Annotated in this window: 21 protein-coding genes; 19 read left to right on the top strand and 2 right to left on the bottom strand. The window is 73.2% G+C overall.

The features are described 5' to 3' along the window. Positions 1 to 134 precede the first annotated feature (134 nt). The gene (locus ACZ4UX_RS32985; RefSeq protein ID WP_465709327.1) at positions 135 to 596 is read right to left on the bottom strand and encodes a glycine-rich domain-containing protein; all 462 of its coding nucleotides are present in this window, start codon (positions 594 to 596) and stop codon (positions 135 to 137) included. Positions 597 to 1,103: 507 nt separating this feature from the next. Here ACZ4UX_RS32985 and ACZ4UX_RS32980 point away from each other — a divergent pair. The 7 genes from ACZ4UX_RS32980 to ACZ4UX_RS32950 all read left to right on the top strand — a co-directional run bounded on the left by ACZ4UX_RS32980 (position 1,104) and on the right by ACZ4UX_RS32950 (position 8,657). Further along, the gene (locus ACZ4UX_RS32980; protein ID WP_465709326.1) at positions 1,104 to 2,531 is read left to right on the top strand and encodes an efflux RND transporter periplasmic adaptor subunit; all 1,428 of its coding nucleotides are present in this window, start codon (positions 1,104 to 1,106) and stop codon (positions 2,529 to 2,531) included. After that, positions 2,531 to 3,352: an ABC transporter ATP-binding protein gene (locus tag ACZ4UX_RS32975; RefSeq protein ID WP_329488893.1), complete on the top strand. Its 822-nt coding sequence runs from the start codon at positions 2,531 to 2,533 to the stop codon at positions 3,350 to 3,352. Before ACZ4UX_RS32980 ends, ACZ4UX_RS32975 begins: the two co-directional genes overlap by 1 nt. Further along, positions 3,349 to 4,560: an ABC transporter permease gene (locus tag ACZ4UX_RS32970; RefSeq protein ID WP_359808302.1), complete on the top strand. Its 1,212-nt coding sequence runs from the start codon at positions 3,349 to 3,351 to the stop codon at positions 4,558 to 4,560. The genes ACZ4UX_RS32975 and ACZ4UX_RS32970 overlap by 4 nt, the downstream gene beginning before the upstream one ends. 17 nt (positions 4,561 to 4,577) lie before the next feature. Beyond that, the gene (locus ACZ4UX_RS32965) at positions 4,578 to 5,237 is read left to right on the top strand and encodes a hypothetical protein (RefSeq protein WP_465709325.1); all 660 of its coding nucleotides are present in this window, start codon (positions 4,578 to 4,580) and stop codon (positions 5,235 to 5,237) included. A 428-nt stretch (positions 5,238 to 5,665) separates the two neighbouring features. Further along, positions 5,666 to 6,418 (top strand): response regulator transcription factor, encoded by a 753-nt coding sequence (locus ACZ4UX_RS32960; protein ID WP_352295224.1) that lies wholly within the window; start codon positions 5,666 to 5,668, stop codon positions 6,416 to 6,418. A 9-nt stretch (positions 6,419 to 6,427) separates the two neighbouring features. After that, positions 6,428 to 7,921, top strand: coding sequence for a sensor histidine kinase (locus tag ACZ4UX_RS32955; protein ID WP_329488898.1), 1,494 nt, complete (start codon positions 6,428 to 6,430; stop codon positions 7,919 to 7,921). A 124-nt stretch (positions 7,922 to 8,045) separates the two neighbouring features. Then, on the top strand, positions 8,046 to 8,657 hold the full coding sequence (locus ACZ4UX_RS32950; protein ID WP_465709324.1) for a Uma2 family endonuclease: 612 nt from the start codon (positions 8,046 to 8,048) through the stop codon (positions 8,655 to 8,657). Here ACZ4UX_RS32950 and ACZ4UX_RS32945 read toward each other — a convergent pair. Continuing rightward, complete coding sequence (locus ACZ4UX_RS32945) at positions 8,635 to 9,312, bottom strand: helix-turn-helix transcriptional regulator (protein ID WP_465709323.1); 678 nt, start codon at positions 9,310 to 9,312, stop codon at positions 8,635 to 8,637. The two genes, ACZ4UX_RS32950 and ACZ4UX_RS32945, sit on opposite strands and share 23 nt — an antisense overlap. Positions 9,313 to 9,369: 57 nt before the next feature. On the opposite strand from ACZ4UX_RS32945, the gene ACZ4UX_RS32940 reads away from it, so the two are divergent. The 12 genes from ACZ4UX_RS32940 to pstC all read left to right on the top strand — a co-directional run bounded on the left by ACZ4UX_RS32940 (position 9,370) and on the right by pstC (position 26,637). Then, a complete protein-coding gene (locus tag ACZ4UX_RS32940; RefSeq protein WP_380385546.1) occupies positions 9,370 to 10,257 on the top strand; it encodes an oxidoreductase in 888 nt (295 codons plus the stop codon). Between the two features lie 184 nt (positions 10,258 to 10,441). Then, complete coding sequence (locus tag ACZ4UX_RS32935; RefSeq protein ID WP_465709322.1) at positions 10,442 to 10,825, top strand: VOC family protein; 384 nt, start codon at positions 10,442 to 10,444, stop codon at positions 10,823 to 10,825. A 341-nt stretch (positions 10,826 to 11,166) separates the two neighbouring features. Beyond that, positions 11,167 to 12,711 carry a cytochrome ubiquinol oxidase subunit I gene (locus ACZ4UX_RS32930; protein ID WP_465709321.1) on the top strand — a complete coding sequence of 515 codons (1,545 nt, stop codon included), beginning with the start codon at positions 11,167 to 11,169 and terminating at the stop codon, positions 12,709 to 12,711. 99 nt (positions 12,712 to 12,810) lie between these two features. Next, complete coding sequence (cydB, locus tag ACZ4UX_RS32925) at positions 12,811 to 13,836, top strand: cytochrome d ubiquinol oxidase subunit II (RefSeq protein ID WP_465709320.1); 1,026 nt, start codon at positions 12,811 to 12,813, stop codon at positions 13,834 to 13,836. Between the two features lie 3 nt (positions 13,837 to 13,839). Beyond that, positions 13,840 to 17,382 carry a thiol reductant ABC exporter subunit CydD gene (cydD, locus tag ACZ4UX_RS32920; RefSeq protein ID WP_465709319.1) on the top strand — a complete coding sequence of 1,181 codons (3,543 nt, stop codon included), beginning with the start codon at positions 13,840 to 13,842 and terminating at the stop codon, positions 17,380 to 17,382. 26 nt (positions 17,383 to 17,408) lie between these two features. Next, the gene (locus ACZ4UX_RS32915) at positions 17,409 to 19,217 is read left to right on the top strand and encodes a sensor histidine kinase (protein ID WP_380393238.1); all 1,809 of its coding nucleotides are present in this window, start codon (positions 17,409 to 17,411) and stop codon (positions 19,215 to 19,217) included. Between the two features lie 206 nt (positions 19,218 to 19,423). Next, a complete protein-coding gene (locus ACZ4UX_RS32910) occupies positions 19,424 to 19,840 on the top strand; it encodes a YegP family protein (protein ID WP_465709318.1) in 417 nt (138 codons plus the stop codon). Further along, positions 19,827 to 20,234 (top strand): hypothetical protein, encoded by a 408-nt coding sequence (locus ACZ4UX_RS32905; protein ID WP_465709317.1) that lies wholly within the window; start codon positions 19,827 to 19,829, stop codon positions 20,232 to 20,234. Before ACZ4UX_RS32910 ends, ACZ4UX_RS32905 begins: the two co-directional genes overlap by 14 nt. Before the next feature lie 447 nt (positions 20,235 to 20,681). Further along, the gene (locus ACZ4UX_RS32900; protein WP_465709316.1) at positions 20,682 to 21,713 is read left to right on the top strand and encodes a PstS family phosphate ABC transporter substrate-binding protein; all 1,032 of its coding nucleotides are present in this window, start codon (positions 20,682 to 20,684) and stop codon (positions 21,711 to 21,713) included. Positions 21,714 to 21,948: 235 nt separating this feature from the next. Beyond that, positions 21,949 to 22,542: a hypothetical protein gene (locus tag ACZ4UX_RS32895; protein ID WP_465709315.1), complete on the top strand. Its 594-nt coding sequence runs from the start codon at positions 21,949 to 21,951 to the stop codon at positions 22,540 to 22,542. A gap of 311 nt (positions 22,543 to 22,853) precedes the next feature. Then, entirely contained in the window at positions 22,854 to 25,490 is a 2,637-nt protein-coding gene (locus tag ACZ4UX_RS32890; protein WP_465709314.1) for a hypothetical protein, read from the top strand. Between the two features lie 232 nt (positions 25,491 to 25,722). Continuing rightward, on the top strand, positions 25,723 to 26,637 hold the full coding sequence (gene pstC / locus ACZ4UX_RS32885; protein ID WP_352295183.1) for a phosphate ABC transporter permease subunit PstC: 915 nt from the start codon (positions 25,723 to 25,725) through the stop codon (positions 26,635 to 26,637). The last annotated feature ends 62 nt before the right edge of the window (positions 26,638 to 26,699 follow it).

Here is a 26,699-nt window from a genome sequence, read left to right as displayed (position 1 = left end):
CGCACCCGCACCAGCCACTTCTCAGCACTTCGCCCCGCCGAGCACCAGCTCGGCGGGGCGAAGAAGAAGCAGGGCCCGAATTAACCAACAGCATCGCGTGAATCGCCTCCGGGCCCCGGGGTCGGCCCTACAGGTCAGTGGCAGTTGGAGCCGGGGCTGCACGGGCCGCACTTGGCGTAGTCCGCCTCCCACAGCTTCCAGTCCACCTCGAACCCGTTGTCCGCGATGATCTGGGCCGTCCGTTCCACGGAGCCGTCGTACTTGAACGCGATCTCCGGGATGTGTTCCAGGAACCGGCCGCCGAAGTGCTCGGCACAGAACTCGCGGTAGTTCCTGGTGTCGAGGATGAAGACGTGGACGGCGATGTCCACGATCCGGCCGCAGCACATCTCCAGGCCCTGGCCCCACTTCTCCATGGCCGTGATGAGGTAGCCGACGGCCGTGCCGAACAGCCGGGTGGCCATCACCTCGTCGAAGGGGTGGTCGCGCATCAGCAGGGCGATCTCGCGCTCCCACACCTCGGGTTTCACGAAGTCCCGGGGCGCGCGCGGTTTGTGGGCGATCAGGTCGATCGGCTCGATGGCGGTGGCGGTCATGTGGTGCTCCTCTCGATGAGGTCGAGTGGTGCGAGGCGGCGGCGTGCTCCTCCCGGCGGGCGGACGGGAGTCCGGTCGGGGAGGGGCGATAACTGAATGCTCCGCCGCGACGGACTCCGCCGTCGGGCGCGATACGGGTCGATCGCCGCGTTCATCGCCCGCACCCATGACGCTAGCCATCTCGGCGGAGTGCCTCAATGAGCACCCGCTGCTGCGCATCGCGTGTGCGAGGACCGCACACCGTGTGCGTGCTCAAGCGCGGAGGTGCGGGCGCAGGCCGTTCGGCTCGGCCGCGCGGCTCCGATGGGGCGTGCCAGGGCCCCGGGCTGCCGGATGGCTGGGGATGGCTGGGAAGGGGCTGGGAGTTCGGCCAACGGTTGGGCGGGGGGTGGGCAAGGTGAGGGCTGGGGGCGGGTGGAGCGTGGTGGAATGCCCGGATTCGGCCGGTCAGGGTTCTCCCAGGTCGCGCCCAGGGTGCCGCAAGAGCGCCCGGCGAAGCTGTGCGGCATGAAGGTGCTTCCGCGACGGCGTGGTGCCGTCCTCCTGAACTCCGCACTGGGCGTGGCCCTGGTGGGCGCCGCGGCCCTGGCGTACACCACGTTGGACAGCGGGACGGAGAAGGCGGCCGGCAAGGCCCAGGTCCGAACCGCGACCGTGGCGAAGGGCACGGTCCTGGCCACCGTGTCCGGAACCGGCACGCTCGCCTCGCCGACCGACGCCGCCCAGGACTTCACCACCGGCGGGAAGCTGACCGCCGTCAAGGTCGCGGTGGGCGACACCGTGACCAAGGGACAGGTGCTGGCCACCGTCGACACCACGGCGGCCCAGCAGCAGGTGGACGCCGCCCAGTCGGCGCTGACCACGGCCAACGCCAACCTGACCAAGGCGCGGGCCGGTGTCACCACCACGACCACCCAGCAGATCCCGGGCAGCTCGAACAAGTCCTCCAGCGGCTCCAGCGGCTCGTCCAACGACTCCACCGGTGGCGGCACCGGTGGCGGGGAACGGGGAGCGGGCGCGAGCAGCGCGCCCGCTCCCCAGACCACCCCCGTCCCGCAGACCACCACGATCACCACCACCAAGGTGGACGAGGCGGCCGTGGCCCAGGCCCAGCAGCAGGTCGCCACCGCGCAGACCAACCTGGCCAACGCCCAGGCCGCGCTGGCCGGTACGACGCTCACCGCCTCGGTGGACGGCACGGTCGCGTCCGTCTCCAACAAGGTCGGCGACACGCTGGGCGGCGGCACCGGGAGCAGCGGCACCGGGAGCACCGCCAAGTCCACCGGGACCACCACCGGCTCCGGCGCCCCGAGCGGCTTCATCGTGCTGACCAACCCGACCGGGATGCAGGTCACCGCCAACTTCTCCGAGCTGGACTCGCTCAAGCTCAAGAAGGGCGAGTCGGCCACCGTCGCGCTGAACGCGCAGTCCGACACCAAGCTCAACGCCACCGTGCTGTCCGTCAGTTCGCTGCCGGTGAGCAGTGGCGGCAGCGGCGGCGCGGCCGCCGTCCAGTACGCGGCGACGCTGCAGATCACCGGCGACACCAGCAAGCTGCGCACCGGCCTCAGCGCGACCGTCTCGGTGGTCACCGGCGAGGCCGACAACGCCCTCTCGCTGCCCACCGCCGCGCTGGCCGGCACCGGCACCAGCCGGACGGCGACCCTGGTGCAGCCGGACGGCTCCAGCGAGCGGGTCACCGTCGAGGTGGGCGTCGAGGGCGACACCACCGTGCAGGTGGTCTCCGGGCTGAAGGAGGGCGACAAGGTCGAACTCGCCACCACCAGCGGGACCAACGGCTTCCCGAACGGGTCCTTCCCGGGCCTGACCGGTGGCCAGGGCAGCCGCGGCGGCACGGGAGCCGGCGGCGCGGCCGGCGTGGCAGGCGTCGGCGCGGCCGCAGGCGGCGGCACCGGCCGGGGCGGGAACCGCTGATGGGGCGCAGGACCGCCCCCGCGCCCCAGAGCACGGCGGCGGCGCCCCCGGTCATCCAGATCCGCCGGCTCACCAAGTCCTACGGCCACGGCGACGCCACCGTGCACGCGCTGCGCGGCCCGTCCGACCCGGCCACCGGCGAGCCGCTGGGCGTCGACCTGGACATCGAGCAGGGCGACTTCGTCGCGGTGATGGGCAGTTCGGGCTCCGGCAAGTCCACCCTGATGAACATCCTCGGCTGCCTGGACGTGCCGACCGCCGGCCGCTACCTGCTGGACGGCATCGACGTCGGACACCTGGACGAGCAGCAGCTCTCGCTGGTCCGCAACCGCAAGATCGGTTTCATCTTCCAGTCCTTCAACCTCGTCCCCCGCACCACCGCGCTCGCCCAGGTCGAGCTGCCGCTCGCCTACGCGGGCGTGCGCAGCGCCGAGCGCCGGCGCCGGGCGCTGGCCGCGCTCTCCCTGGTCGGCCTCGCCGAGCGCTCCGGGCACCGGCCCAACGAGCTCTCCGGCGGCCAGCAGCAGCGCGTCGCGGTGGCCCGGGCGCTGGTCACCGCGCCCGCGATGCTGCTCGCCGACGAGCCCACCGGCAACCTGGACAGCCGCTCCACCGACGAGGTGCTGGCGCTGATCGACGGCCTCAACGCGACCGGCCGCACGGTGGTGCTGATCACCCACGAGGATGAGGTCGCCCTGCACGCGAAGCGGGTGATCCGGCTGGTCGACGGCGCGGTCGTCAGCGACGTCCGGCAGGCTCCGGTGGAGGGCCCGCCGCCCGCCCTGCTCGCGGCCGCCGACCTCCAGGGGGTGCTCGCATGATCTTCTGGCAGATGCTCCGGTTCGCCGTCGGCGGCCTGGCCGCCAACAAGGTGCGGTCCGCCCTGACCATGCTGGGCGTGCTGATCGGCGTGGCCTCGGTGATCCTGCTGCTCGCGGTCGGCAACGGCTCCTCGGTGGCGGTCAAGGAGTCGATCACCTCGCTCGGCACCAACTCGCTGACGGTGACCGCCGGGTCCTCCTTCGGCGGCTCGCGCACCGCCTCCACCGCCAAGAAGCTCACGGTCGCCGACGCCAGGGCACTGGCGAGCGACCCGGAGGCGACCTCGATCAAGTCCGTCGCGCCGGTGGTCACCGCCAGCGGCACCGCGCTGTACGGGGACATCTCCTACAGCCCCGGCTCGATCGTCGGCACCTACCCCGCGTACTTCGAGACCGCCAACCTGAAGATCGGCCGGGGCGAGTACTTCACGGCCGACGACGTGCTCGGCTCCCGCAAGGTCGCGGTGCTCGGCGCCACCACCGCCAAGCAGCTGTTCGCCACCACCGACCCGGTCGGCAGGGCGATCACCGTCGGCGGCACCCCGCTCACCGTGGTGGGCGTGCTCCAGGCCAAGGGCGGCACGGGCTTCACCGATCCGGACGACGTGGTGATCGCGCCGCTGCCGACCGTGCAGAACGCCTTCACCGGCTTCGGCCCGGTCAGCCAGATCCTGGTGCAGGCCACCTCCGCCGAGACCACCACGGCCGCCCAGGCCGAGGTCACCCGGGTGCTGCTCGGCACCCACGCGATCGCCGACCCGAGCAAGGCGGACTTCCGGATCGGCAACCAGGCGTCGCTGCTCACGGCCCGGGAGTCGACCACCAAGACCTTCACCGTGCTGCTCGGCGCGGTGGCCGCGATCTCGCTGCTGGTCGGCGGGATCGGCATCACCAACATCATGCTGGTCACCGTCACCGAGCGGACCAGGGAGATCGGCATCCGCAAGGCGCTCGGTGCCCCGCGCGTGGCGATCCTCGGACAGTTCCTCGTCGAGTCCACCCTGCTGTCGGTGATCGGGGCCGGGCTCGGGGTGCTGGCCGGGCTCGCCGGATCGCACTTCTCCGTCGTCGGCATCAAGCCGGTGGTGATCCCCGAGTCGGTGCTCGGCGCGTTCGGCATCGCCGTCGCCATCGGCCTGTTCTTCGGCAGCTACCCCGCCAACCGGGCCGCCTCGCTGCGCCCGATCGACGCCCTCCGCCACGAGTGACCAAGGACCCGCAGACCATGAGCAACGAGATCGAGCCGCGCACCCCCGCCGAGCAGGTGGTCCTGCTCTCCACCGCGCCGGACGCCCGGGACGTCACCGCCGAGCTGGCCGCGCCACCGCGCCGCCGGCTGCCGTGGCCGACCCTCGTCCTGGCCGGCGCCGTGCTCGCCACGGCGGCCTTCGCGGGCGGCGTCTGGTACCAGCAGGACCACGGCTCCACCGGCTCCGGCAAGTCGGCCGCAGCGGGGCAGCAGCCCCGGGCGGCGGCCTCCGGCTTCGGCGGCGGGCAGAACGGCACCCGCCGGGGCGGCCAGGGCACCGGTCAGGGCGCCGGTGCCGGTCAGGGCACGGGCCAGGGTGGCCAGGGCACGCAGGGCGGCTTCACCCGGGGCACCGTCAAGGCCGTCGACGGCACCACCGTCTACCTGACCGACGCCAACGGCAACACCGTCAAGGTGACCACCGGCGACGCCACCAAGGTCCAGCTCAACAAGGAGGGCAAGGTCACCGACCTGCAGCCCGGTCAGAGCGTCACCGTGGTCGGCACGCCAGCCGCCGACGGCGGGTACGCCGCCACCCAGCTCGTCGAGGGCGCCGCCGGCTTCGGCGCGGGCGGCTTCGGCGGCGGCGCCGGTGGCCGGGGGACCCAGAACCAGACCCAGACGCCTCCCTCCTAGCCCGTCCACGGGTGGGAGGGAGCCTGGCGGCTGACCCCGCAGCCCCCAGGCGCCCGCGCGGCCCGGCCGAACCTCCTCCGGCGGCCGGGCCGCGCGCTGTCCGTGACCGGGTGGCGTGCCGGGCCCGGGGTCGCGCGGTGTCCGTGCCCGCGCGGTGAGTCCGTACCCTGGGTCACGCGCGGTCCTCACCGGCCGGGAACGGCCGCGCCGCGGCCGCGCGGCGCCTCCACCCGGCCCACCGGGTCGTACGCACACCATCCAGCCCGACCGCGCGGGCTCGTTCGCCCAAATCCGCCCGCTAAGGTGTTAATCCAACATTCATCGACGGCGCATAGCCTCCCCGGGCTAGCCTCAAGCTGAACGCCATCGTCCGACCGGGAGGCGGAACCCCCGTGCAAGGCACTGTGTCCACACCTGGCAGCTCCGCCGTGGCCGGCGGCCCGGGCGAGGCGTTCCTCCTCGTCGTCGACGACGAACCCAACATCCGGGAGCTGCTCTCCGCCTCCCTGCGCTTCTCCGGCTTCCGGGTCGCCTCCGCCGCCAGCGGCACCGAGGCGCTCGAACTGATCGCCGTCGAACGCCCCGACCTCGTCGTCCTCGACGTGATGCTGCCCGACCTGGACGGCTTCACCGTGGTCGAGCGGCTGCGCGAACAGACCACCCGGGGCCAGATAGCCGGGCCCGCCCACGGCCACCCCGGCGACCACCTGCCGGTGCTCTTCCTGACCGCCAAGGACGGCGTCGGCGACAAGGTCCAGGGCCTGGCCGCCGGCGCGGACGACTACGTCACCAAGCCGTTCAGCCTGGAGGAGCTGATCGCCCGGATCCGGGCCATCCTGCGCCGGGCCGGCGGCCCCGCCGAGGACGGCCGGCTGGTCGTCGCCGACCTCACGCTGGACCCGATCGCCCACGAGGTCACCCGCGGCGGCACCCCGGTCGCGCTCTCGCCGACCGAGTTCAAGCTGCTGCACTACCTGATGGCCAACGTCGGCCGGGTGGTCTCCAAGGCGCAGATCCTCGACCACGTCTGGGCCTACGACTTCGGCGGGGACCTCTCCATCGTCGAGTCCTACATCTCCTACCTGCGCCGCAAGCTCGACTCCGGCCCCGCGCACGGCCCCAAGCTGATCCACACCGTCCGCGGCATCGGCTACGCGCTGCGCCGGCCGCCGCAGAGCTGACCGCCCCCGGTGTTCCCCCGCTTCTCGCTGCGCGTCCGGCTGCTCGTCCTCGTCCTCGCCCTGGTCACCACCGGGCTCGCGGTCAGTGACGCCGTCGTGCTCGGCACCGTCCGGATGCAGCTGGTGGAGCGGCTCGACGACCAGTTGCAGCGCTTCGCCGAACCGCTCTCGCACCGCGCCCCCGGCCGGACGACCTGGCCGGAGAGCCGGCAGCCCTCGGTCGGCGGGAGGCGGCCCGCGGCGGCGCTGCCCAGCCAGTACCTGGTCCAGTACCTCTCGGCGGACGGCAAGGTCCAGCAGGTGGTGCGCCAGCCGGTCTCCGAGAACGACCCGGCGCCGCAGCTGGCCGGTCTCGACCCGGCGGCCGCCGCCCCGGACACCCCGTTCGACCTGCCCGACCAGCGCGGCCAGCGCAGCTGGCGCACGCTCGTCCTGCCGCTCCAGCGGCCGCCCGCCCTCGGCCCCGCTCCCCCCAGCGCCTTCGCCGTGCCGACCCCCACCCCCGCGTACCTGATGGTCGCGGTCTCCCGGGAGGACATCGACGCCACCGTCGCCCGGCTGCGCACGTCCTTCCTGGCGATCGGCGGCGCGGTGCTGGTGCTGATCGCGGCCCTCGGCTTCTTCGCCGTCCGGGCCGGGATGCGGCCGCTGCGCCGGATCGAGGAGGGTGCCGAGCGGATCGCCTCCGGCGAGCTGTCGCACCGGATGCCCGAGCTCGCCACCCGCACCGAGGTCGGCCGGCTGTCCGCCGCCCTCAACGCGATGCTCACCCAGATCGAGGCCGCGTTCGCCGCCCGGGCCGAGTCCGAGGCACGGATGCGGCGGTTCGTCGCCGACGCCTCGCACGAGCTGCGGACCCCGCTGGCCGGCATCCGCGGTTTCGCCGAGCTGTACCGGATGGGGGCGCTGCCCACCGAGGCGGACGTCAAGCGGACGATGTTCCGGATCGAGAGCGAGGCCGTCCGGATGGGCGCCCTGGTCGAGGACCTGCTGGTGCTCGCCCGGCTCGACGAGGAACGCCCGCTCGACCTCGCGCCGATGGACCTGCGCACCCTCGCGGCGGACGCCCTGCACGACCTCACCGCCCTCGACCCGTCCCGCCCGGTCGCCCTCACCGGTCCGTCCGGCACCGGCGCGCCCGGCCCCGCACCGGTGCTCGGCGACGAGGCGAGGCTGCGACAGGTGGTCACCAACCTGGTCGGCAACGCCGTCAAGCACACCCCGCCCGGCACCCCGGTGCGGATCGGCGTCGGCACCGCCGAGGGCCTCTGCCTGCTGGAGGTCGCCGACTCCGGTCCCGGCCTCACCGAGGAGCAGGCCGTCCGGGTCTTCCACCGCTTCTACCGGGTGGACGCCTCGCGCAGCCGCCACGACGGCGGCGGCGCCGGCCTCGGCCTCGCCATCGCCACCGCGCTCACCCACGCCCACGGCGGCACCCTCACCCTCCACACCGCCCCCGGCACCGGCGCCACCTTCCGCGTGGAGATCCCCCACCAGCGCTGAAACCGCCCGTCCGGGTGAACCGCCCTGGATCTCTCCGCCCGGTCTCCGGTCATGTGCGACCGTACGGCTGCGGCTTGATGCGGATCGTGCGAGCCGACCACACTGGACGGGAAGAGGTGTCCCAATGACCGCGCTCGTAGCCGAGGAGACCGTCGTGGACCTGGACCAGGCGCTGTGGCAGGTGTGGAAGGAGATGGACGTCCCTGAGGGCTTCAGGGCGGAGATCATCGAGGGAGCCATCGAGATGTCGCCCGCTGGCGGGACCCGCCACCTGACGATCAACCGCCGGATGCTGTTGGCGCTGCACGACCAGTTGCGAGGTACCGGCTGGGCCCCCGCGAACGACGGTAACGTCATCCACGGTTTGAGGGTGATGGTCCCCGATGTCTTCGTCGCCCCCGATGACTTGGAGGAGATCGAGCACCCTGAAGGGTTGGGCGTACTCGCCTCAGGTCTCGCGATGGTGGTCGAGACGGTGTCACCCGGAAGCAGGAACCGCCGACGGGACGTTGTCCTCAAGCACCGCGCCTACGCGAGCGCCGGCATCCCGATCTACGTGATCATCGACGATTTCGACGAAGGCGGCGCCGTCACCGTCCTGACCGGCCCCGACACCGAGCGCGGTGCCTACGCCCGTTCGGTCCGGACGCCGTACGGCGAGGAGGCGGTCGTGCCGGAGGGGCCCGCGAAGGGGTTCGTGATCGGGCCGGAGATCACCGGCGGGCGGCGGGGGTGACGCCGTCCTCCAGCAGTTCCCGGGCGAGCAGGCCGGCCTGGAAGCGGGAGGTGGCGCCGAGGGTCGTCATCAGGTCGGCCACTCGGCGGCGGTAGGTGCGCAGCGAGAGGCCGAGCAGGCGGGCGCCGGTCTCGTCGGTGTGGCCGGTCGCGAGGGCGCTCAGGATCTGCCGGGCCTGCTCGGTGAGGTGCGGTGGCCGGGCGCAGTCGGCGAGGTCGGTGGCGGTCTCCCAGGCGGCGCGGAACAGCGAGCGCACGCCGTCGACGACCTCCGGCGACCGCACCACGGTGTACGTCCGCACGCCCCGCACGGGGGCGCCGGCCAGGATCGCGGTGCGCCGGTCGATGATGATCGCCTCGCGCGCGAGCGGTCCGTCGCTGATCCGGACCTCGATGCCGGTGCCGGCGATCCTCACCAGCCGCCGGTGCGACTCCGGATCGGCCAGGGCGCGCCGGGTGTACAGCTTGCGCATGGTGAGCCCGGGGACGAGGTGCGGCCGCTTGCCCTCCGCGAAGGCGGCGTTGACGCCCGACGACCAGGTCACCAGGTCGGTGGCGGCGACCAGGAACTCCTCACGCGAGGCGACGAAGAGGTGGCCGGCCCGCTGGACGAGCTCCCGCTCGCCGTGCAGGGTGATGATCGGGTCGGTGCTCATGGCAGCAACATGCCAGATCGGTCGGGCGACGGGCGAGCCGGGCGGAGGCTTACCGACATGACGACCACCTCCCACGCCTCGGCCGCCGGCTCCCTCCTGCTCGGCGGCGACCTGCCGATCGCCCGGATGGGCTTCGGCGCGATGAAGCTGCCCGCCCGCGACTGGGACGGCCCGGCCTGCGACCCCGTGCGGAGCCTCGCCGTGCTGCGCCGGGCGGTCGAGCTCGGTGTCGACCACATCGACACCGCCTGGTTCTACTTCCACGAGGACGTCTCGGCGAACGGCCTGATCCGCGAGGCCCTGCACCCGTACCGCGACGGCCTGGTGATCGCCACCAAGGTGGGCCCCGGCCGCAACCCCGACGGCAGCTGGCTGGAGCCGGCCGGTCCGGCGGAGCTGCGCGCGGCCGTCCACCGCAACCTGCGGGAGCTGGGGGTGGACCGGCTCGACCTGGTCTACCTGCGGCGGATGCCCAGCCTGCGGTCGATCGCGACGTCCTTCGCGGCGCTGGCGGAGCTGCGGGAGGAGGGGTTGATCCGGCACCTCGGGGTCAGCAACGTGGACGCGGCCCAGCTCGCCGAGGCCGAGGCGATCGCACCGGTGACCGCCGTGCAGAACCGGTTCAGCGTGCTCGAGCACTCGGCGGAGGACGCGGCGCTGCTGGCGGACTGCACCGCGCGGGGCATCGCCTTCGTGCCGTTCTTCCCGCTCGGCGGCTCCGGGGTGCCCGAGGACCCGGCGCTCCAGCGGGTGGCCGAGCGGCACGGCGCCACCCGGGCGCAGGTGATGGTGGCCTGGCTGCTGGCGGTCTCCCCCTCGATCCTGGCCATCCCGGGCACCTCCTCGCCGGTCCACCTGGAGGAGAACATCGCGGCCGCCTCGCTGCGGCTCGGCGCCGAGGACCTGGCGGAGCTGGCGGCACTGGCGGCGCCGGTCCGGCCGTGATCCCCGCGTGAGCGAAGCGGTATGACGGTCCGACCGGTCCGGCCGGTCCGGCGGGGGCTCGTCGGCGGGGGCTGGTCGGCGGGTGCCGCCGCGGCCTAGGATCCCGGTACGGCATCGCGTGTCGGTCACCGTCCGGGTGAGGCATGGAGGTAGCCCGTGAGTGCCTTACGGAGGCATTCGAAGCATGACAATCCAGCTCGATCACACCATCGTTCACGCCCGGGACAACCGGGAATCCGCCGCCTTCCTGGCGGCCATCCTCGGCCTTGAGGTCGGGACGGCCTGGGGGCCGTTCGTCCCGGTCGCCACGGGCAACGGGGTGACCCTCGACTTCGCGTCCGTCCCGGCGGAGGCGATCGCCCCGCAGCACTACGCCTTCCTCGTCTCCGACGAGGAGTTCGACGCCGCCTTCGCCCGGATCGAGGCGGGCGGCATCGCCTACTACGCCGACCCGCAGCTGAAGCTGCCCGGCGAGATCAACCGCCACCACGGCGGCCGGGGGCTGTACTTCTTCGACCCGGCCGGCCACGGCATGGAGATCATCACCCGCCCCTACGGCAACCGCTAGACGCCGGGCCCGTGCCCGGCCGGGTCACCACCCGGCCGGGCACGGTCGCGCGTGCCGCGGCGATGGGCCGAATGTCAAGCGCCGGATCGTCCAAGATCGTTCCGTGAGTCGCCCGGGCGCTCGTTGTGGCAGGCCAGGGCCGGTCCGCAGACTGTGCGCACGGCATCGCCGGTCAATCCCACCCCGCCTGCAAACCACTCGTAAGCATGATGGATACTGGCCCTTGTGAACGTGTTCACGTTCACAAGCGGACAAGCTTGCACGGGTACGCAGCGGTCTACAGCTATAGATGAAGTTTGTCCGGAAAGTGACCTTCGAGGTCGGGTCGGAGAGAGGGCGACGTGGAACTGGCAATCGCTCACGAAACCATCGCGCGTTGGCAATTCGGCATCACCACCGTCTACCACTTCCTCTTCGTGCCGCTCACCATCAGCCTGGCCGCCATCGTGGCCGGACTGGAGACCGCCTGGGTCCGGACGGACAAGGAGAAGTACTTCCACGCCACGAAGTTCTGGGGGAAGCTCTTCCTGATCAACATCGCGATGGGCGTGGTCACCGGCATCGTCCAGGAGTTCCAGTTCGGGATGAACTGGTCGGACTACTCCCGCTTCGTCGGGGACGTCTTCGGCGCCCCGCTCGCGATGGAGGCGCTGATCGCCTTCTTCTTCGAGTCGACCTTCATCGGGCTCTGGATCTTCGGCTGGGACAAGCTGCCGAGGAAGCTGCACTGCGCCTGCATGTGGATGGTCTCGCTCGGCACCGTGCTCTCCGCCTACTTCATCCTGGCGGCCAACTCCTGGATGCAGCACCCGGTCGGCTACTCGGTCGACCCGGCCACCGGGAAGGCGCAGCTCACCGACATCGCCCGGGTGCTGTTCCAGGACACCACCGTCACCGTCGTCCTGCACACCCTGACCGCCGCCTTCCTCACCGGCGCGGCCTTCATGGTCGGCATCGCCTCCTTCCACCTCTGGAAGGCCAAGCGCCGGCCGGAGGCCGCCGACCCCAAGCGGGTCGCGGTGATGCGGACCTCGCTGCGGCTCGGCCTGGTCCTCGCGGTCGTCTTCGGTCTCGGCACCGCCCTCAGCGGCGACTCGCTCGCCAAGGTGATGTTCCGCCAGCAGCCGATGAAGATGGCCGCCGCCGAGGCGCTCTGGGACAGCCAGGCCCCGGCGCCGTTCTCGGTCTTCGCGGTCGGCGACGTCGGCAAGGGCCACAACTCGGTCGAGCTGGAGATCCCCGGGATACTCTCCTTCCTCGCCAACAGCGATTTCAGCTCCTCCGTCCCCGGCATCAACGACACCGCCAACGCCGAGGCCGCCCAGCACGGCGGGGACCCGAAGGACTACATCCCGAGCATCTTCGTCACCTACTGGGGCTTCCGCCTCATGATCGGCTTCGGGATGACCTCCTTCGTGGCGGGGGTGATCGGGCTCTGGACCACGCGGCGAAAGTGGCTGCTGGCAACGGAGTTCCGCACCGGCGACACCGAGGTGCCGAGACTGATGCTGCTGCCGAAGCGCGAGCTCGGCCCGTTCCTCACCAAGTGGAGCTGGCGGATCGGCATCCTCACCATGGGGTTCCCGCTGATCGCCAACAGCTTCGGCTGGATCTTCACCGAGATGGGCCGCCAGCCGTGGGCCGTCTTCGGGCTGATGACCACCGCGAGCGCGGTGTCGCCCAACGTCGGCATCGGGACCCAGATCGGGGCCCTGACCACCTTCACCGTGCTGTACGCGATCCTCGCCGTCATCGAGGTGCGGCTGCTGGTCAAGTACGCCAAGGCCGGGCCGGTCACCTCCGAGCGGCCGCCCACCGAGGACCCGACGCTGCGCGGCCCGTCCCCGGACGAGGACGCGGACAAGCCGCTCGCCTTCGCCTACTGAGCCCTGAGCCCCGAGCCCCCAGCCCCGAGCCCCGAGCCCTGATCCCCCGCCCGAGCCCACCGCGGACTACGGACTACCGAGGACTACTGAGGATCCGACATGCAACTCCACGACGTCTGGTTCGTCCTGATCGCCGTCCTGTGGATCGGCTACTTCTTCCTTGAGGGCTTCGACTTCGGCATCGGCATCCTCACCAAGCCGCTGGCCCGCTCCACCGCCGAGCGGCGGGTGCTGATCAACACCATCGGACCGGTCTGGGACGGCAACGAGGTCTGGCTGCTCACCGCCGGCGGCGCCACCTTCGCGGCCTTCCCGGACTGGTACGCGACGCTGTTCAGCGGCTTCTACATCCCGCTGCTGGTGATCCTGGTCTGCCTGATCGTGCGCGGGGTCGCCTTCGAGTACCGGGCCAAGCGCTCCGACGCGCGGTGGCAGCGGAACTGGGAGGAGGCCATCTTCTGGACGTCACTGCTCCCGGCCTTCCTCTGGGGCGTGGCCTTCGCCAACATCGTCCGCGGCGTCGACATCGACGCGCAGAAGAACGTCGTCGGCGGCTTCTGGGACCTGCTGAACCCGTACGCGCTGCTCGGCGGACTGGTCACGCTCACCCTCTTCACCTTCCACGGCGCGGTGTTCGCCGCGCTGAAGACGGTCGGGGAGATCCGCGACCGGGCCCGTGCCCTGGCGCTGCGGCTCGGCCTGGTGACGGCGGTGCTGGCACTGGCCTTCCTGCTCTGGACCCAGGCCGACCACGGCAACGGCTGGAGCCTCGCCGTCCTGGTCGTCGCGGTGCTGGCCCTGGTCGGCGCCCTGGTGGCCAACCAACTGGCCCGCGAGGGCTGGGCGTTCGTCCTCTCCGGGGCGACCATCGTGGCCGCGGTCGCGATGCTCTTCCTCGCGCTGTTCCCGGACGTGATGCCGTCCACCCTGAATCCGGAGTGGAGCCTGACCGTCACCAACGCGGCCTCCTCGCCGTACACGCTGAAGCTGATGACGATCGTCGCGGCCGTCTTCACCCCGCTCGTACTGCTCTACCAGGGCTGGACGTACTGGGTCTTCCGCAAGCGGATCGGCGTCCAGCACATCCCCGGGCACGACCCGGCCGCCGCGCTCGACCAGGGCTGAGCCGTGAAGCCCGTCGACCCCCGACTGCTCGGGTACGCCCGCACCACCCGCGCCTTCCTCGCCGGATCGGTCCTGCTCGGCGGGGCGGGGGCGGCCCTGGTGGTCGCCCAGGCGAGCCTGATCGCCGAGATCGTCGTCCGCGGCTTCCAGCAGCGGGCCGGCCTCGACGAGCTGGCCGCGCCGCTGCTCTGGCTGGCGCTGACGGCGGTCGGCCGCGGGCTGGTCGGCTGGCTCACCGAACTCACCGCGCACCGCTCGGTGGCCCGGGTGAAGTCCACCCTGCGGTGCCGGCTGCTCGACCACGCCACCGCGCTCGGCCCGGCCCACCTGGCGGGCCGGCGCACCGGCGAACTCACCACCCTCGCCACCCGGGGCGTCGACGCGCTCGACGACTACTTCGCCCGCTACCTGCCGCAGCTGGCGCTCGCGGTGGTCGTCCCGGTGATCGTGCTGCTGCGGGTCGTCGGCGCCGACCTCACCTCGGCCGCGATCATCGCCGGGACACTGCCGCTGATCCCGCTCTTCATGGCGCTGATCGGGATGGCCACCCAGAGCCGGATGGACCGGCAGTGGGAGACCCTCTCCCGGCTCTCGCACCACTTCCTGGACGTGGTCGCCGGCCTGCCCACGCTCAAGGTGTTCAACCGGGCCCGTACCCAGGCCGCCACCGTCGCCAGGATCACCGCCGACTACCGCCGGGCCACCCTGCGCACCCTGCGGATCGCCTTCATCTCCTCGTTCGCCCTGGAGCTGCTCTCCACCCTGTCGGTGGCGCTGGTCGCGGTCTCGATCGGCTTCCGGCTGGTGGACGGCACGCTCGACCTGGAGACCGGGCTGCTGATCCTGATCCTGGCGCCCGAGGTCTACTTCCCGATCCGCCAGGTCGGCGCGCTGTACCACTCCAGCGTGGAGGGGCTGACAGCGGCCGACGAGCTCTTCGCGGTGCTGGAGACCCCGCTGCCGCCGGCCGGGACCGTCCCCGCCCCCGCGCTCGCCGGCGCCGTCGTCGAGGCCGAGGGCCTCACCGTGCTGCACACCGGCCGGAGCGCACCGGCGCTGGACGCCGCCGGGCTGACCCTGCGGCCGGGCACCACCACCGCGCTCACCGGCCCGAGCGGGGCCGGGAAGTCCACCCTGCTCGCCGTCCTGCTCGGCCTCACCGCGCCGGACGCGGGCAGCGTCCGGATCACCGCCGCCGACGGGCGGACGTACCGGCTGGACGAGCTGGAGCCGGCGAGCTGGCGCCGGCAGATCGCCTGGGTGCCGCAGCACCCGCACCTGTTCGCCGGCACCGTCGCCGAGAACCTGCGGCTCTACCGGCCCGGCGCCGGCGAGGCCGAGCTGTGGGCGGCGCTGGAGTCCGCGCACGCGCGGGACTTCGTGCGGCGGCTGCCGCACGGGCTCGCCACCGTGCTCGGGGAGGACGGCGCCGGCCTGTCGGCGGGCCAGCGCCAGCGGCTGGCGCTCGCCCGGGTGCTGCTCGCCGACGACCGGCCGCTGGTGCTGCTGGACGAGCCGACCGCCGGCCTGGACGGCGCCTCGGAGGCGGCCGTGGTGGACGCCGTCCGGGTGCTGACCGCCGACCCGGCGCGCACCGTGCTGCTGGTCGCGCACCGGCCGGCGCTGCTGGCGGTGGCCGACCGGCTGGTCCGGCTGGAGGGGCCGCCGGTGCCCACGGCCGCCGCACCGCCGCCCCGGCCCGCGCACGACGGGCGGCCGGTGCCGGCCGCCGACACCCCGCCGGAGGAGCCCGCCGGAGCGGCGACCGTACGGCCCCGGCTGGCGCTCTCCGTCCTGCTCGGCGCGCTCGCGCTCGGCTGCGCGGTGGCGCTGATGGCCACCTCCGGCTACCTCATCTCCTACGCCTCCGAGATGCCGCCGGTGCTCTACCTGATGATGGCCGTCACCTCGGTGCGGGCCTTCGGCATCGGGCGCAGCGTGTTCCGCTACGCCGAGCGGCTGGTCTCGCACGACGCCGTGCTGCGCACCCTCGGCACCCTGCGGGCCGCCGTGTACCGCCGGCTGACCGTGCTGGCCCCGGCCGGGCTGCCGGCCTTCCGGCGCGGGGACCTGCTCTCCCGGCTGGTCGCCGACGTCGACGCCGTCCAGGACCACCACCTGCGCTGGCGGCTGCCGGCGGCGGTGGCCGCGGTGGTGTCGCTGGCCGCGACGGCGGCGATGGCCGCCTTCCTGCCCGCGGCCGGCCTGGTCCTCGGGCTGGGGCTGCTGCTGGCCGGGGCGGTGGTGCCCGCGCTGGCCGCCCGCTGGTCGGCCGGTGCCGAGCGGCGGCAGGCCCCGGCCCGCGGCCGGCTGGCCACCGCCGTCGTCGACACCCTCACCGGAACGGCCGAGCTCACGGTGGCCGGGGCGCTGCCGGGCCGGCTGGCCGCCGTCCGGTCCGCCGACGCCGCGCTGACCGGGCTGGCCGCCCGCTCGGCCGCCACCACCGCGCTCGGCACCGGGCTGATCGCGCTGCTCACCGGGCTGACGGTGGCCGCCGCCGCGGCCGTCGGCATCCGGGGGGTGCAGAGCGGTGCGCTGGCGCCGGTCTGCCTGGCGGTGGTCGTGCTGACCCCGCTGGCCGCCTTCGAGGCCGTCACCGGGATGCCGCTCGCCGTCCAGGCCCGCCGGCGCAGCCGGACCGCCTCGGCCCGGCTGGCCGAGGTGCTGGAGGCGCCCGCCCCGGTCACCGAGCCCGCCGCCCCGGCGGCCCTGCCCGGGCAGCCGCTGCCGATCGCCGTGCGCGGGCTGACCGTCCGCCACCCCGGCCAGGAGGCGGACGCGCTGGTCGGCCTCGACCTGGACCTCGCCGCCGGCCGCCGGATCGCCGTGGTCGGCCCGTCCGGCTCCGGCAAGACCACGCTCGCCCAGGCGCTGCTGCGCTTCCTGGAGCCGGCGGCGGGCCGGATCACGTTCGCCGACGGCCGTCCACAGGCTGTGGACAGTCGGGAGCTGGCCGGGGACGACGTCCGCCGGGTGATCGGGCTCTGCGCCCAGGACGCGTACGTCTTCGACAGCTCGCTGCGGGAGAACCTGCGGCTGGCCCGGCCCTCGGCCGACGACGGGGAGCTGCGCGCCGCGCTCGCCGCCGCCCGGCTGCTGGACTGGACGGACACCCTCCCGGCGGGCCTCGACACCATGGTCGGGGAGCACGGCGCCCGGCTCTCGGGCGGCCAGCGCCAGCGGCTCGCGCTCGCCCGGGCGCTGCTGGCCGACTTCCCGGTGCTCGTGCTGGACGAGCCCGCCGAGCACCTCGACCTGCCCACCGCCGACGCCCTCACCGCCGACCTGCTCGCCGCCACGGCCGGCCGGAGCACCGTGCTGATCACCCACCGGCTGGCCGGCCTCGACGACGGCTCCGTCGACGAGGTCCTGGTCCTGGACGGCGGCCGGGTGGTCGAACGCGGCACCTGGTCGGAGCTGGTCGCGGAGCCGGGCGGCCGGCTGCGGGCGATGTGGGAGGGCGAGCGCGCGGCGGACGGCCCGGTGGCGGTGGGCACCGCGGCAGCCGATCGCCCTCCGGCCGCCGCGCCGACCTTCGGCTGAAAACCGTACAAACTACGCTCGACACCATGGACCCCACGCCAGACCTGCCACCCCCCGCCGCCCCCGACCCGGCGCCCCACCGGGTGCCCGAGATCTCCTCGCTCGGGCTGGACACGCTGGTCACCGAGGTGGCGGAGCGGCTGCAGTCGGCGGCCGCCGTCACCGACCGGATGCAGCGGCTGCTGGAGGCCGTCGTCTCGGTCGGCGCCGGGCTGGACCTGCACGCGACGCTGCACCGGATCGCCACCGGCGCCGCCGAGCTGGTGGACGCCCGGTACGCCGCGCTCGGCGTGATCGCACCGGGCGGCCACGGCCTGGCGGACTTCATCCACGTCGGCGTGGACGACGAGACCGCCGCCGCGATCGGCGAGCTGCCGGCCGGCCGGGGCATCCTCGGTGCCCTGATCGACCGGCCCGAGCCGCTGCGCCTGACCGACCTGGCCACCGACCCGCGCTCCTCCGGGTTCCCGCCGGAGCACCCGGCGATGAAGACCTTCCTCGGCGAGCCGATCCGGATCCGTGACGAGGTGTTCGGCAACCTCTACCTCACCGAGAAGCAGGGCGGCGGCGCCTTCACCCCCGAGGACGAGCAGGTGGTGCACGCGCTCGCCGCGGCCGCCGGCGTCGCGATCGAGAACTCCCGGCTGTACGAGGAGGGGCGGCGGCGCGAGCGGTGGATCGCGGGCGCGGCCGCCGTCACCACGGCGCTGCTCTCCGCCGACGAGGCCGAGGTCGCGCTGACCGTCGCGGCCGAGCAGGTGCGCGAGCTGGCGGACGCGGCGCTCGGCATGATCCTGCTGCCGACCGTGGACGGCGAGGGCGACGGCCAGATGCGGGTGGCGCACGCCTCCGGCGAGGCCGCGGAGTTCGTCCAGGGCGAGCTGCTGCCGAAGGAGAGCTTCGGGGCCCGGCTCCTCCAGGGCGACAGCGTCTACCTCGACGACATGTCCAGCGACCCGACCGTGGTGATCCGCCTGGCGCGCAGCTTCGGCCCGTCGATGGCGGTGCCGATGGTCGCCGCCGGCCGCGTGCTCGGCGGCCTCTGCGTCTGGCGCCCGCGCGGCGCGGTGCCGTTCACCGACACCGAGAAGCAGCTCGCCGAGACCTTCGCCTCGCAGGCCGCGCTGGCCCTGCGGCTCGCCGAGGGCCAGCGGGACCAGCAGCGCCTCGCCGTCTTCCAGGACCGCGACCGGATCGCCCGCGACCTGCACGACCTGGTGATCCAGCGGCTGTTCGCCACCGGGATGATGCTGGAGAGCGCCGCCCGGCGCGCGGTCGTGCCCGAGGTGAAGGTCGGCATCGGGAACGCGGTGGACGAGCTGGACGCCACCATCCAGGAGGTCCGCACCACCATCTACGCGCTCCAGCACGACAACCACGGCGACGCGCCGGACACCCTGCGGACGCGGGTGCTGCGGGAGGGCAGCCAGGCCGCCGCGGCGCTCGGCTTCAAGCCCTCGGTGACCTTCACGGGCCCGGTGGAGAGCCTGGTCGGCGAGAAGACCGGCCGTCAACTGCTGGCCGCGCTGCGCGAGATGCTCTCCAACACGGCCCGGCACGCACGGGCCTCGCGGGTCGGTGTGGAGGTCGACGCCACCGTGCACCTGGACGACGAGGGACGCCCGGTGAGCGGTGACCCGGAGTCGCTCGACCGGGCCGGGCGCCCCGGGGTGCTGCTGACCGTGACGGACGACGGCGTCGGCATCCCCGCCGGCGGCCGCCGCAGCGGTCTGCGCAACCTCACCCGGCGGGCCGAGGTGCTCGGCGGGGACGCCTGGCACGAGCCCGGTCCGTACGGAAAGGGGACGCGGGTGCGCTGGACCGCGCGGCTCTGAGTCTTCGCGCGCCATCGAACGGTCTGTGCCGGTCAAGGGAGTTCGGTGAGGGGGCCGGGCGTGTGGTTGGTGTGCAGTCGGTGAATGTTTAACGAGGGAGAACTTCGCGGCCAACGGAGCAAGTTGTGCATTTCCTTCCCTTCCGGCGTGCTCGTGTGCACACATAGCTTTACTCCCGTCTCGGAGGGAACCGGACTGGGGGAGCAGTGGACGCGTCGAACCGCGGTCACACCGCAGCAGGTGCAGGGCGTGGGGGATTCCGGGTCGAACGGGCACCGGACGGGCGTTACCGCTGGCAGCTGAAGGCCCCCAACGGCCGGGTCGTCGCGGTCACCGCGGCCGGATACGAGACGGCCGCGGACGCCGAGCGCGGCTTCGACGGGTTACGCGCCGGCGCCGACGCCCTGGTCGCCCGGATCACCCATGTCCGCGACGGCATCGGCTGGGTCTGGGTCGTCCCCGGTTCGCGCCTGCTCCCCGAGGTGCGCTCCAGCCGCGCCTACGAGCGGTACGCGACCTGCCAGAACGCCTTCCGCCGGTTCGTCGTGCTGCTGGCCAAGCAGCCCGCCCTCGAACTCCCGGAACGCGCGGCACCGTTGAGACCCTCCGATGCCCGCCGCTGAGCGGCGCGGTCCGCGCCTGCTGATCGTTCCCGCCGCCGACCGGTGCCTCGGCTGGTCGCTGCGCGCCGCCAACGGGAGACAGCTCGGCGTCGGCGTCCGCACCTATCGCAGCGAGGACGAACTCGCCGACGCGGTCAGAGAGTTGATCATCGAGCGGGCCGCCCTGCGGTGCACCGTCGGGCAGTCCGAGGCCCGACTCTGGGTCTGGACCGCCCAGCTGCCGGTGCGCAGCACCCGGCCCGGCGCGGTCGAGGCCGGCCCGATCGCCCGCAGCGCCCGCGGCTACCTCCGGCGCGACCAGTGCCAGGCGGGCGTCGAGGGCTTCCTGGCCGGGCTCCAGTGGATCGGCCAGGAGCTCCGCAGAACCGGCCGGGATGCCCGCCGGCCCTGGTAGTACCCTCGCCCGGTGCGCGGCGCCCTGACGACCCGGGCGGATGGCGCCTCGTCAGACCCCCGTTCCGGCCGGCCGGAATGCCGGGCGTCCCGCCGTCCGCGCCCGGCGAGCCCGGCCCCGGCTCTGGCCCCGCCCGCGCCCGTTCCCCCCGGTCCGGTGAAGCGCAGGTTTCCGGCAACCCCCCGAGCCGCCACCTGGAGAAGAACGTCATCGGCCTCCGACCTGCGGCTTTCCACCCCGCCGCGGCCGGGCTGACCAGTCACTAAACCTGTCCGAACCGATGAGTCGACAATCGCCGGCCGCCGCTGACGGCCCTTCCGGGGGAACAGCCCGTCCCGACAGGATCAGCTCTGCCGGAGCGGCCACCGCGGATGTGGCCACCGGCCCCGGACCCCCAACCAGGGCCCGGGAAGCGATGCACCTCTCTCCCACCGGAGGAACAGGAACATGCGCAAGACCGCTGCCAAGCTGCTCGCCGTCGCCGCCATCGCCACCTCGCTCGCCACCGTCGTCGCCGGCACCGCCAGCGCCGACCCGAGCGTGACCCCGGCCGCCCAGGACATCGTGAGCGCGGGCTCCGACACCACGCAGGCCGTGTCGACCCGGTTCTCGACCGACTACAACGCCTACCTGACGAGCATCGGCGACACCACCTCGCCGCGCTACTACAGCTGGGACGCCACGGGCTCGACGAACATCACGCTGAAGTCGGGCGCCTCCTCGATCGTCCGCCCGAACGGCTCCGGCGCCGGCATCACCGAGCTGAACACCTCCGGCTCCGCGCTGGACGTGGCCCGCTCCTCGCGTGCCCCGAAGGCCACCGACCCGGCGTCGGACATCTTCGTCGCGTTCGCCAAGGACGCGGTGACCTGGTCCGCCAACTCCGGCGGCCACGCCCCGGCGAGCCTGACCGCCGCCCAGCTCAAGGGCATCTACGACTGCTCCATCACCAACTGGACGCAGATCAACGCCTCGCTGACCAACGCCACGATCAAGCCCTGGCTGCCGCAGGCGAGCTCCGGCACCCGCGCCTTCTTCCTGACCGCGATCGGCAACCCGACCGTGGGCAGCTGCGTCCAGGACGGCCCGGAGGAGAACGAGGGCGTCGACACCCGCCTGGCCGGCGCCGACACCGTCTTCCCGTACTCGGTGGCCTCGTACCTGTCCCAGACCGTGGGCGGCCACTCCACCCCGACCTCCGCCCCGGCCAACCTGACCCTGCGCAACGTCGGCACCCTGGTGCCGGTCAACACCACCACCAACACCATCAACGCCCCGTTCGCCGCCTCGGCGTTCGGCCGCGTGGTCTACAACGTCGTCCGTGACGCCGAGTGGACCGCCACCAACGCCCACGGCACCGCGCTGCGCGCGATCTTCGGCCCCTCGGGCTGGATCTGCTCCAACGGCACCAACGACATCAAGAGCTACGGCTTCCTGCCCCTCCCGGCGGCGGCCTGCGGCAGCACCACCCACAGCTGATCACACCCGCTGATCGCACCAGCTGATCACACCCCGCACCATCCGGCGGCCACGGGCTTCGTGCCCGTGGCCGCCGGCCACACCCGGGCACCCCTTCGTGCCCGTCGGAGCCGGCCGGGCGCCCATCGACTTCGGCCTCCTCCGCCCGCCGGGCAGTGCGGAGGAGGAAGGCCGTCGGGGCGGTCGAACGACCGCCCGCACCACCCAGCACATCACCTCTCCCAAGGAGTTCAGCATGACCCGTACCAGCGCCCGCTTTGCCGCCACCGGTGCCGCAGTCGTCCTCGCCGTGACCGGTATGAGCGGTGCGGCTGCCGCCGACGCCGCCCCCGCGGCCCCGACCGGCAGCGCGGTGGTGCACGAGAGCACCGCCTTCCTGAAGGACTCCGCCCTGAACGGCCTGGTGGTCATCCCGCTGCCCACCGCCACCCCGTCCTACGACTCCAGCACGGGCTTCTCCACCTCGTTCCCGGTCACGGGCGGCGACGTCAACCTCCAGGGCTACTACGGCAACGTCCAGCTGGGCGGCAGCCTGCTCTTCGTCAACCTGTTCACCGGCAAGACCGCGGTCTTCAAGCAGCTGGCGTTCAGCGCCGACAGCTGGGCGATCACCGGGGTCCCGGTCGGCGGCACCGCCCCGGTGGCGCTGCTCGACCCGGCCGGCACGACCGACATCACCCGCACCGGCGCCACCCAGACGGTGACCGCCGCGGACCTGAAGCTCGACGCCGAGGGCGCGCAGTACGTGGACACCAAGCTGAACACCACCTTCTTCAAGGCCGGCCAGTCGATCGGCACCTTCTCGCTGAGCTTCACCACCGGCAGCTGAGCTCCACCACCGGCGGCCGACACCTGCGACCGGCTCGGTGGGACGGCGGGTCCGTGCGACGGCACGGGCCCGCCGTTCGCATGTGGAGTTCCCAACTCCGCTACAGAGTCGTCGCGTTGTGGTCTCGTACATCGGTACGACCGGATCCGGCCATGTAGGGCTGGCCGAATGGATGCGAACCGGAACCGCCGGCCTGCTCGCCGCCTGATCCACTCTCGCGCCGCGTCACGGCGGTGCGCGTTCGCACGGAGGTGCCCGTCATGAGACTCCGACTACTACCCGGTACGAGACGCGGGGGGTGGCGCCGGAGGTTGCCGGCGGTCGCCCTCGTCTGGTCGGTGGTGGTGGCGCTCGGCGTGGCCCCCATCGGCCTCGGCACGTCGTCGCAGGCCGCGGCGGCGACCTCGTCCGCCGTGACCAAGCCCGGCCCCAAGGTGTGGGACCCGAACACCTGGGAGGAGGGCGCCGAGGGGAGCGTGACGGTCGCGCAGACCCAGAACCTGTCCAACCAGGTGCTGCAGGTCTCCTGGAGCGGCTTCACCCCGACCGTCGACGCCTCGGGCACCCCGCTGACCATCGTCACCAAGGGGTCCAAGCAGGCGCTCTACGCCGTCCGGGTCTACCAGTGCCGCGGCCTCGACCCCAAGATCACCGACTGCTACGGCAGCAAGCTGTACAACGCCGACGGCGGCAAGGGGTTCAACCAGAAGGCCCCGGCGGAGGGCACCACGACGCCGGACTTCCCGTCGAACATGGCGATCGCGCCCACGGGCGCCGACGGCTCGGGCGAGACCTCCATCGAGATCTGGACCGCCACCCAGAGCCCCTCGCTCGGCTGTGACGCCACGCACCCGTGCTCCCTGGTGGTCGAGCCCAACTACGGCGGCGACACCCAGGACCCGTACAAGGCACGGAACGGCGCGGTCGACTGCACCGACCACCTCAGCGACGTGGACGGCTTCTTCAACACCGCGAGCGACGGCGGCCTGGAGGCCTACGCCGGGGCGTGGGACGGCAACCAGTACGCCGGGTACCAGCTCGGCGAGCAGTGCGCCTGGGAGAAGCGGACCGTCGTCCCGCTGCACTTCTCGCCCACCGCCGCCGACTGCGACAACCGCGCCGCCGACTTCAAGGCGGCCGGCCTGGAGATGGCCAACCGGGCCGTCCAGCAGTGGCGGACCGGCCTCTGCCTGGCGTCCTCCCCGCTCGCCTTCCAGTACTCCTCCTCCGGCGGCGAGCCGCAGGCCAGGGCGGCGTTCCTGGGCGGGGCGGCCGGCGTGGACGTCGCGCTGACCGCGTACCCCGACACCGCGACCCCGGCCCGGCCGTACGTCTACGCGCCGCTGGCCACCACCGGGATCTCGGCGGTCTTCCTCGTCGACGACCCGGACACCGGCCGCCAGCTCCGGGACATGAAGCTGACCCCGCGCCTGATGGCCAAACTGCTCACCCAGTCGTACGCGCCGCTGGGAAGCCCGGTCGCGTCGGTGAGCGGCAACCCCAGCTGCGTCTTCCTGGACGAGGACTTCCTCCAGTACAACCGGTTCCCTGAGAGCAGCGGGCTGCACTGGCCCCGCTCGTGCACGCCCGCGGAGTTCGAGCCGACCATCGTCGGCGGCACCACGGACCTCGTCTACCAGCTGACCGCGTGGATCGCCGCCGACCCGGAGGCCGTCCGCTTCCTGGACGGCGAGGACGATCCGTGGGGGATGCGGGTGAACTCCTTCTACCAGCGGGGCGCCTACTCCGGGTACCCGGCCGACACCCTCCAGCCGCAGGACTTCACCGGGCCGACGGACGTCAGCGAGGCCGCCAAGCGGATGCGGCAGTACGAGTGGAACCCCGTCCTCGGCGGTCTCACCCAGGTGCTGCGGACCATCCTGGAGAACCGGTCCACCTGCCAGCTCTGGATGGCGGACCCGGCCACCGGCAACCACCTCAAGTGCGACCCGATGGCCCGGGGCGAGCGGAAGCTGTTCGCGATCATGGACAGCGCCCAGGCCAAGGCCTTCTCGCTGCCCGAGGCCACCCTGCGCAACCCGGCCGGCGGCTTCGTCTCGCCGACCACCAACGGGTTCCAGTCCGCGGTCGGCGACATGCCGACCGACGCCGCCACCGGGACCCAGCTGCTGCCCTACGGCGTCGCGGGCACGGCTTTCGCCCGAGACACCCAGGCCTACCCGCTGACCACCGTCCAGTACGCGATGGTGCCCACCGGCGGGGCGGCGGACAAGGCGCCCGCGATCACCCGGTTCCTGACCACCGTCGCCAACGGCGGCCAGGTCTACGGCGTGGAGCCGGGCAAGCTCGCCCCGGGCTTCCTCAGCCTCACCGGTGCCCAGCGCCAGCAGACGCTCGACGCGGCGAAGCACGTGGAGACGCAGGACAACAAGTGGCCGGGCAACCAGGTCGCCCCGCCGCCGACCACCCCGCCCGGCGGTGACGGCGGGACGACCGGCGGGGCCGGCGGCGCCACCGGCGGCGAGTCGGGCGGCACCGGCGTCACCACCACCCCGGTCACCGGCACCGGCGACGGCACCGGTACCGGCGGCTCGTCCACCGGCGCCGGCCCCGGCACCGGCGGGCTCGGCGACGGCGCCGTCGGCGGTGCCGGCGGGATCGGCACCGGGGGCACCGCGAGCGCGGGCGGTACCGGTGGCGCGGCCACCGGCGGCGCGGGGGCTCCGGCCGCGGCGGCCGGCGGGGCCAAGGCCACCGCCACGCCGGGCGCTTCGGCGGGCCCGCTCGCGGCCGCTCCGGTCGCCGCCGGCTCCCCGGCGGCCGACCGCGCCGGCACCGCCCGGCTGCTGCTGCCGATCGCGGTGGTCGCGGGCCTGGTGCTGCTGATCGGCGGCCCCGCCGCGCTCTTCCTCGGCGGCACGCCCGCCGGCGAGCGCGCCGTCTCCGCCGTGGGCCGGACCTGGGCGCGGGTGCGCCGCCGGCCCTGATCCAGCGGTCGCACCGACTCGGCGGGGCCGCCGTCACGGCCCCGCCGAGTCCTCCGCCCCGGGCGCCACGGCCCGGGGCCTCCCCTGTACCGAGTACTTCCGTACCGAGCGCGCCGGAGAGCAGACCATGACAGCCGCCGCCGAGCCCGCGGCACCGTACGCCGGGGCTCCACGTCCACCAGAACCCGATGTCCCCCGCGTCATCACCGCCCCCGCCACGCCCGGAGACCGGGTGTTCCGGGGAGCGCTGCGGGTGGCGGGCCTCTCCGTCTTCGCGATCATGGGACTGATCGCGTTCTTCCTGATCCTGCGCGGCGCGAACGCGCTGGGCGAGGTGGGCTGGTCCTTCCTCACCGAGCAGAAGTGGCAGACCCAGGCCCACAACTTCGGGATCGCCGCCGTCCTGCCGAACGGCCTGCTGATCGCGGTGATCGCCCTGGTGATCGCCGTGCCGGTGGCGCTGACCACGGCGATCTTCATCTCCGAGTACGCGCCGACCAGGCTGCGGGCGACGCTGGTCTCGCTCATCGACCTGATGGCCGCGATCCCCAGCATCGTCTACGGCCTCTGGGGGCTGTTCTTCCTCCAGCCGCGCATCATCGGCTTCGTCCGCTGGCTGACCAACCACCTGGGCGACGCGATCCCCTTCCTCAAGGTGCGCACCGGCGACATCGGGACCTCCTACACCTCCTCCACCTTCATCGCCGGGGTGGTCGTCTCGCTGATGATCATCCCGATCGTCGCCTCGCTCAGCCGGGAGGTGTTCTCGCAGGCCCCGCAGGGCGAGCGGGAGGGCGCGTACGCGCTGGGCTCGACCCGGTGGGGGATGGTCCGCGCGGTGGTGCTGCCGTTCGGCCGCGGCGGTGTGATCGGTGCGGTGATGCTGGGCTTCGGCCGGGCGATGGGCGAGACGATCGCCGTCGCGCTCATCATCTCGCCGAACTTCAAGGCCATCAGCCACATCCTGGAGAACGGCGCCAACTCCATCTCGGCGCTGATCGCGCTGCGCTTCGGCGAGTCGGACGAGCTCTCGCTCTCCGCGCTGATGGCGGCCGGCCTGGTGCTCTTCGCGCTCACCCTGCTGGTCAACCTGGGCGCCGGGTTCGTGATCAACCGGTCCCGCTCCGGCGCTTCGACGGCGGACTGACCATGGCCCACCCCGCCACCCGCCGCCCGTTGCCGGGCCGCCCGTCGCCGCGCGGCCCCTTG

It is taken from the genome of Kitasatospora sp. NPDC028961 (assembly GCF_055564815.1).
The sequence above is the reverse complement of the archived record's forward strand: the minus strand, read 5'-3'. Positions and strand labels throughout refer to the sequence as shown.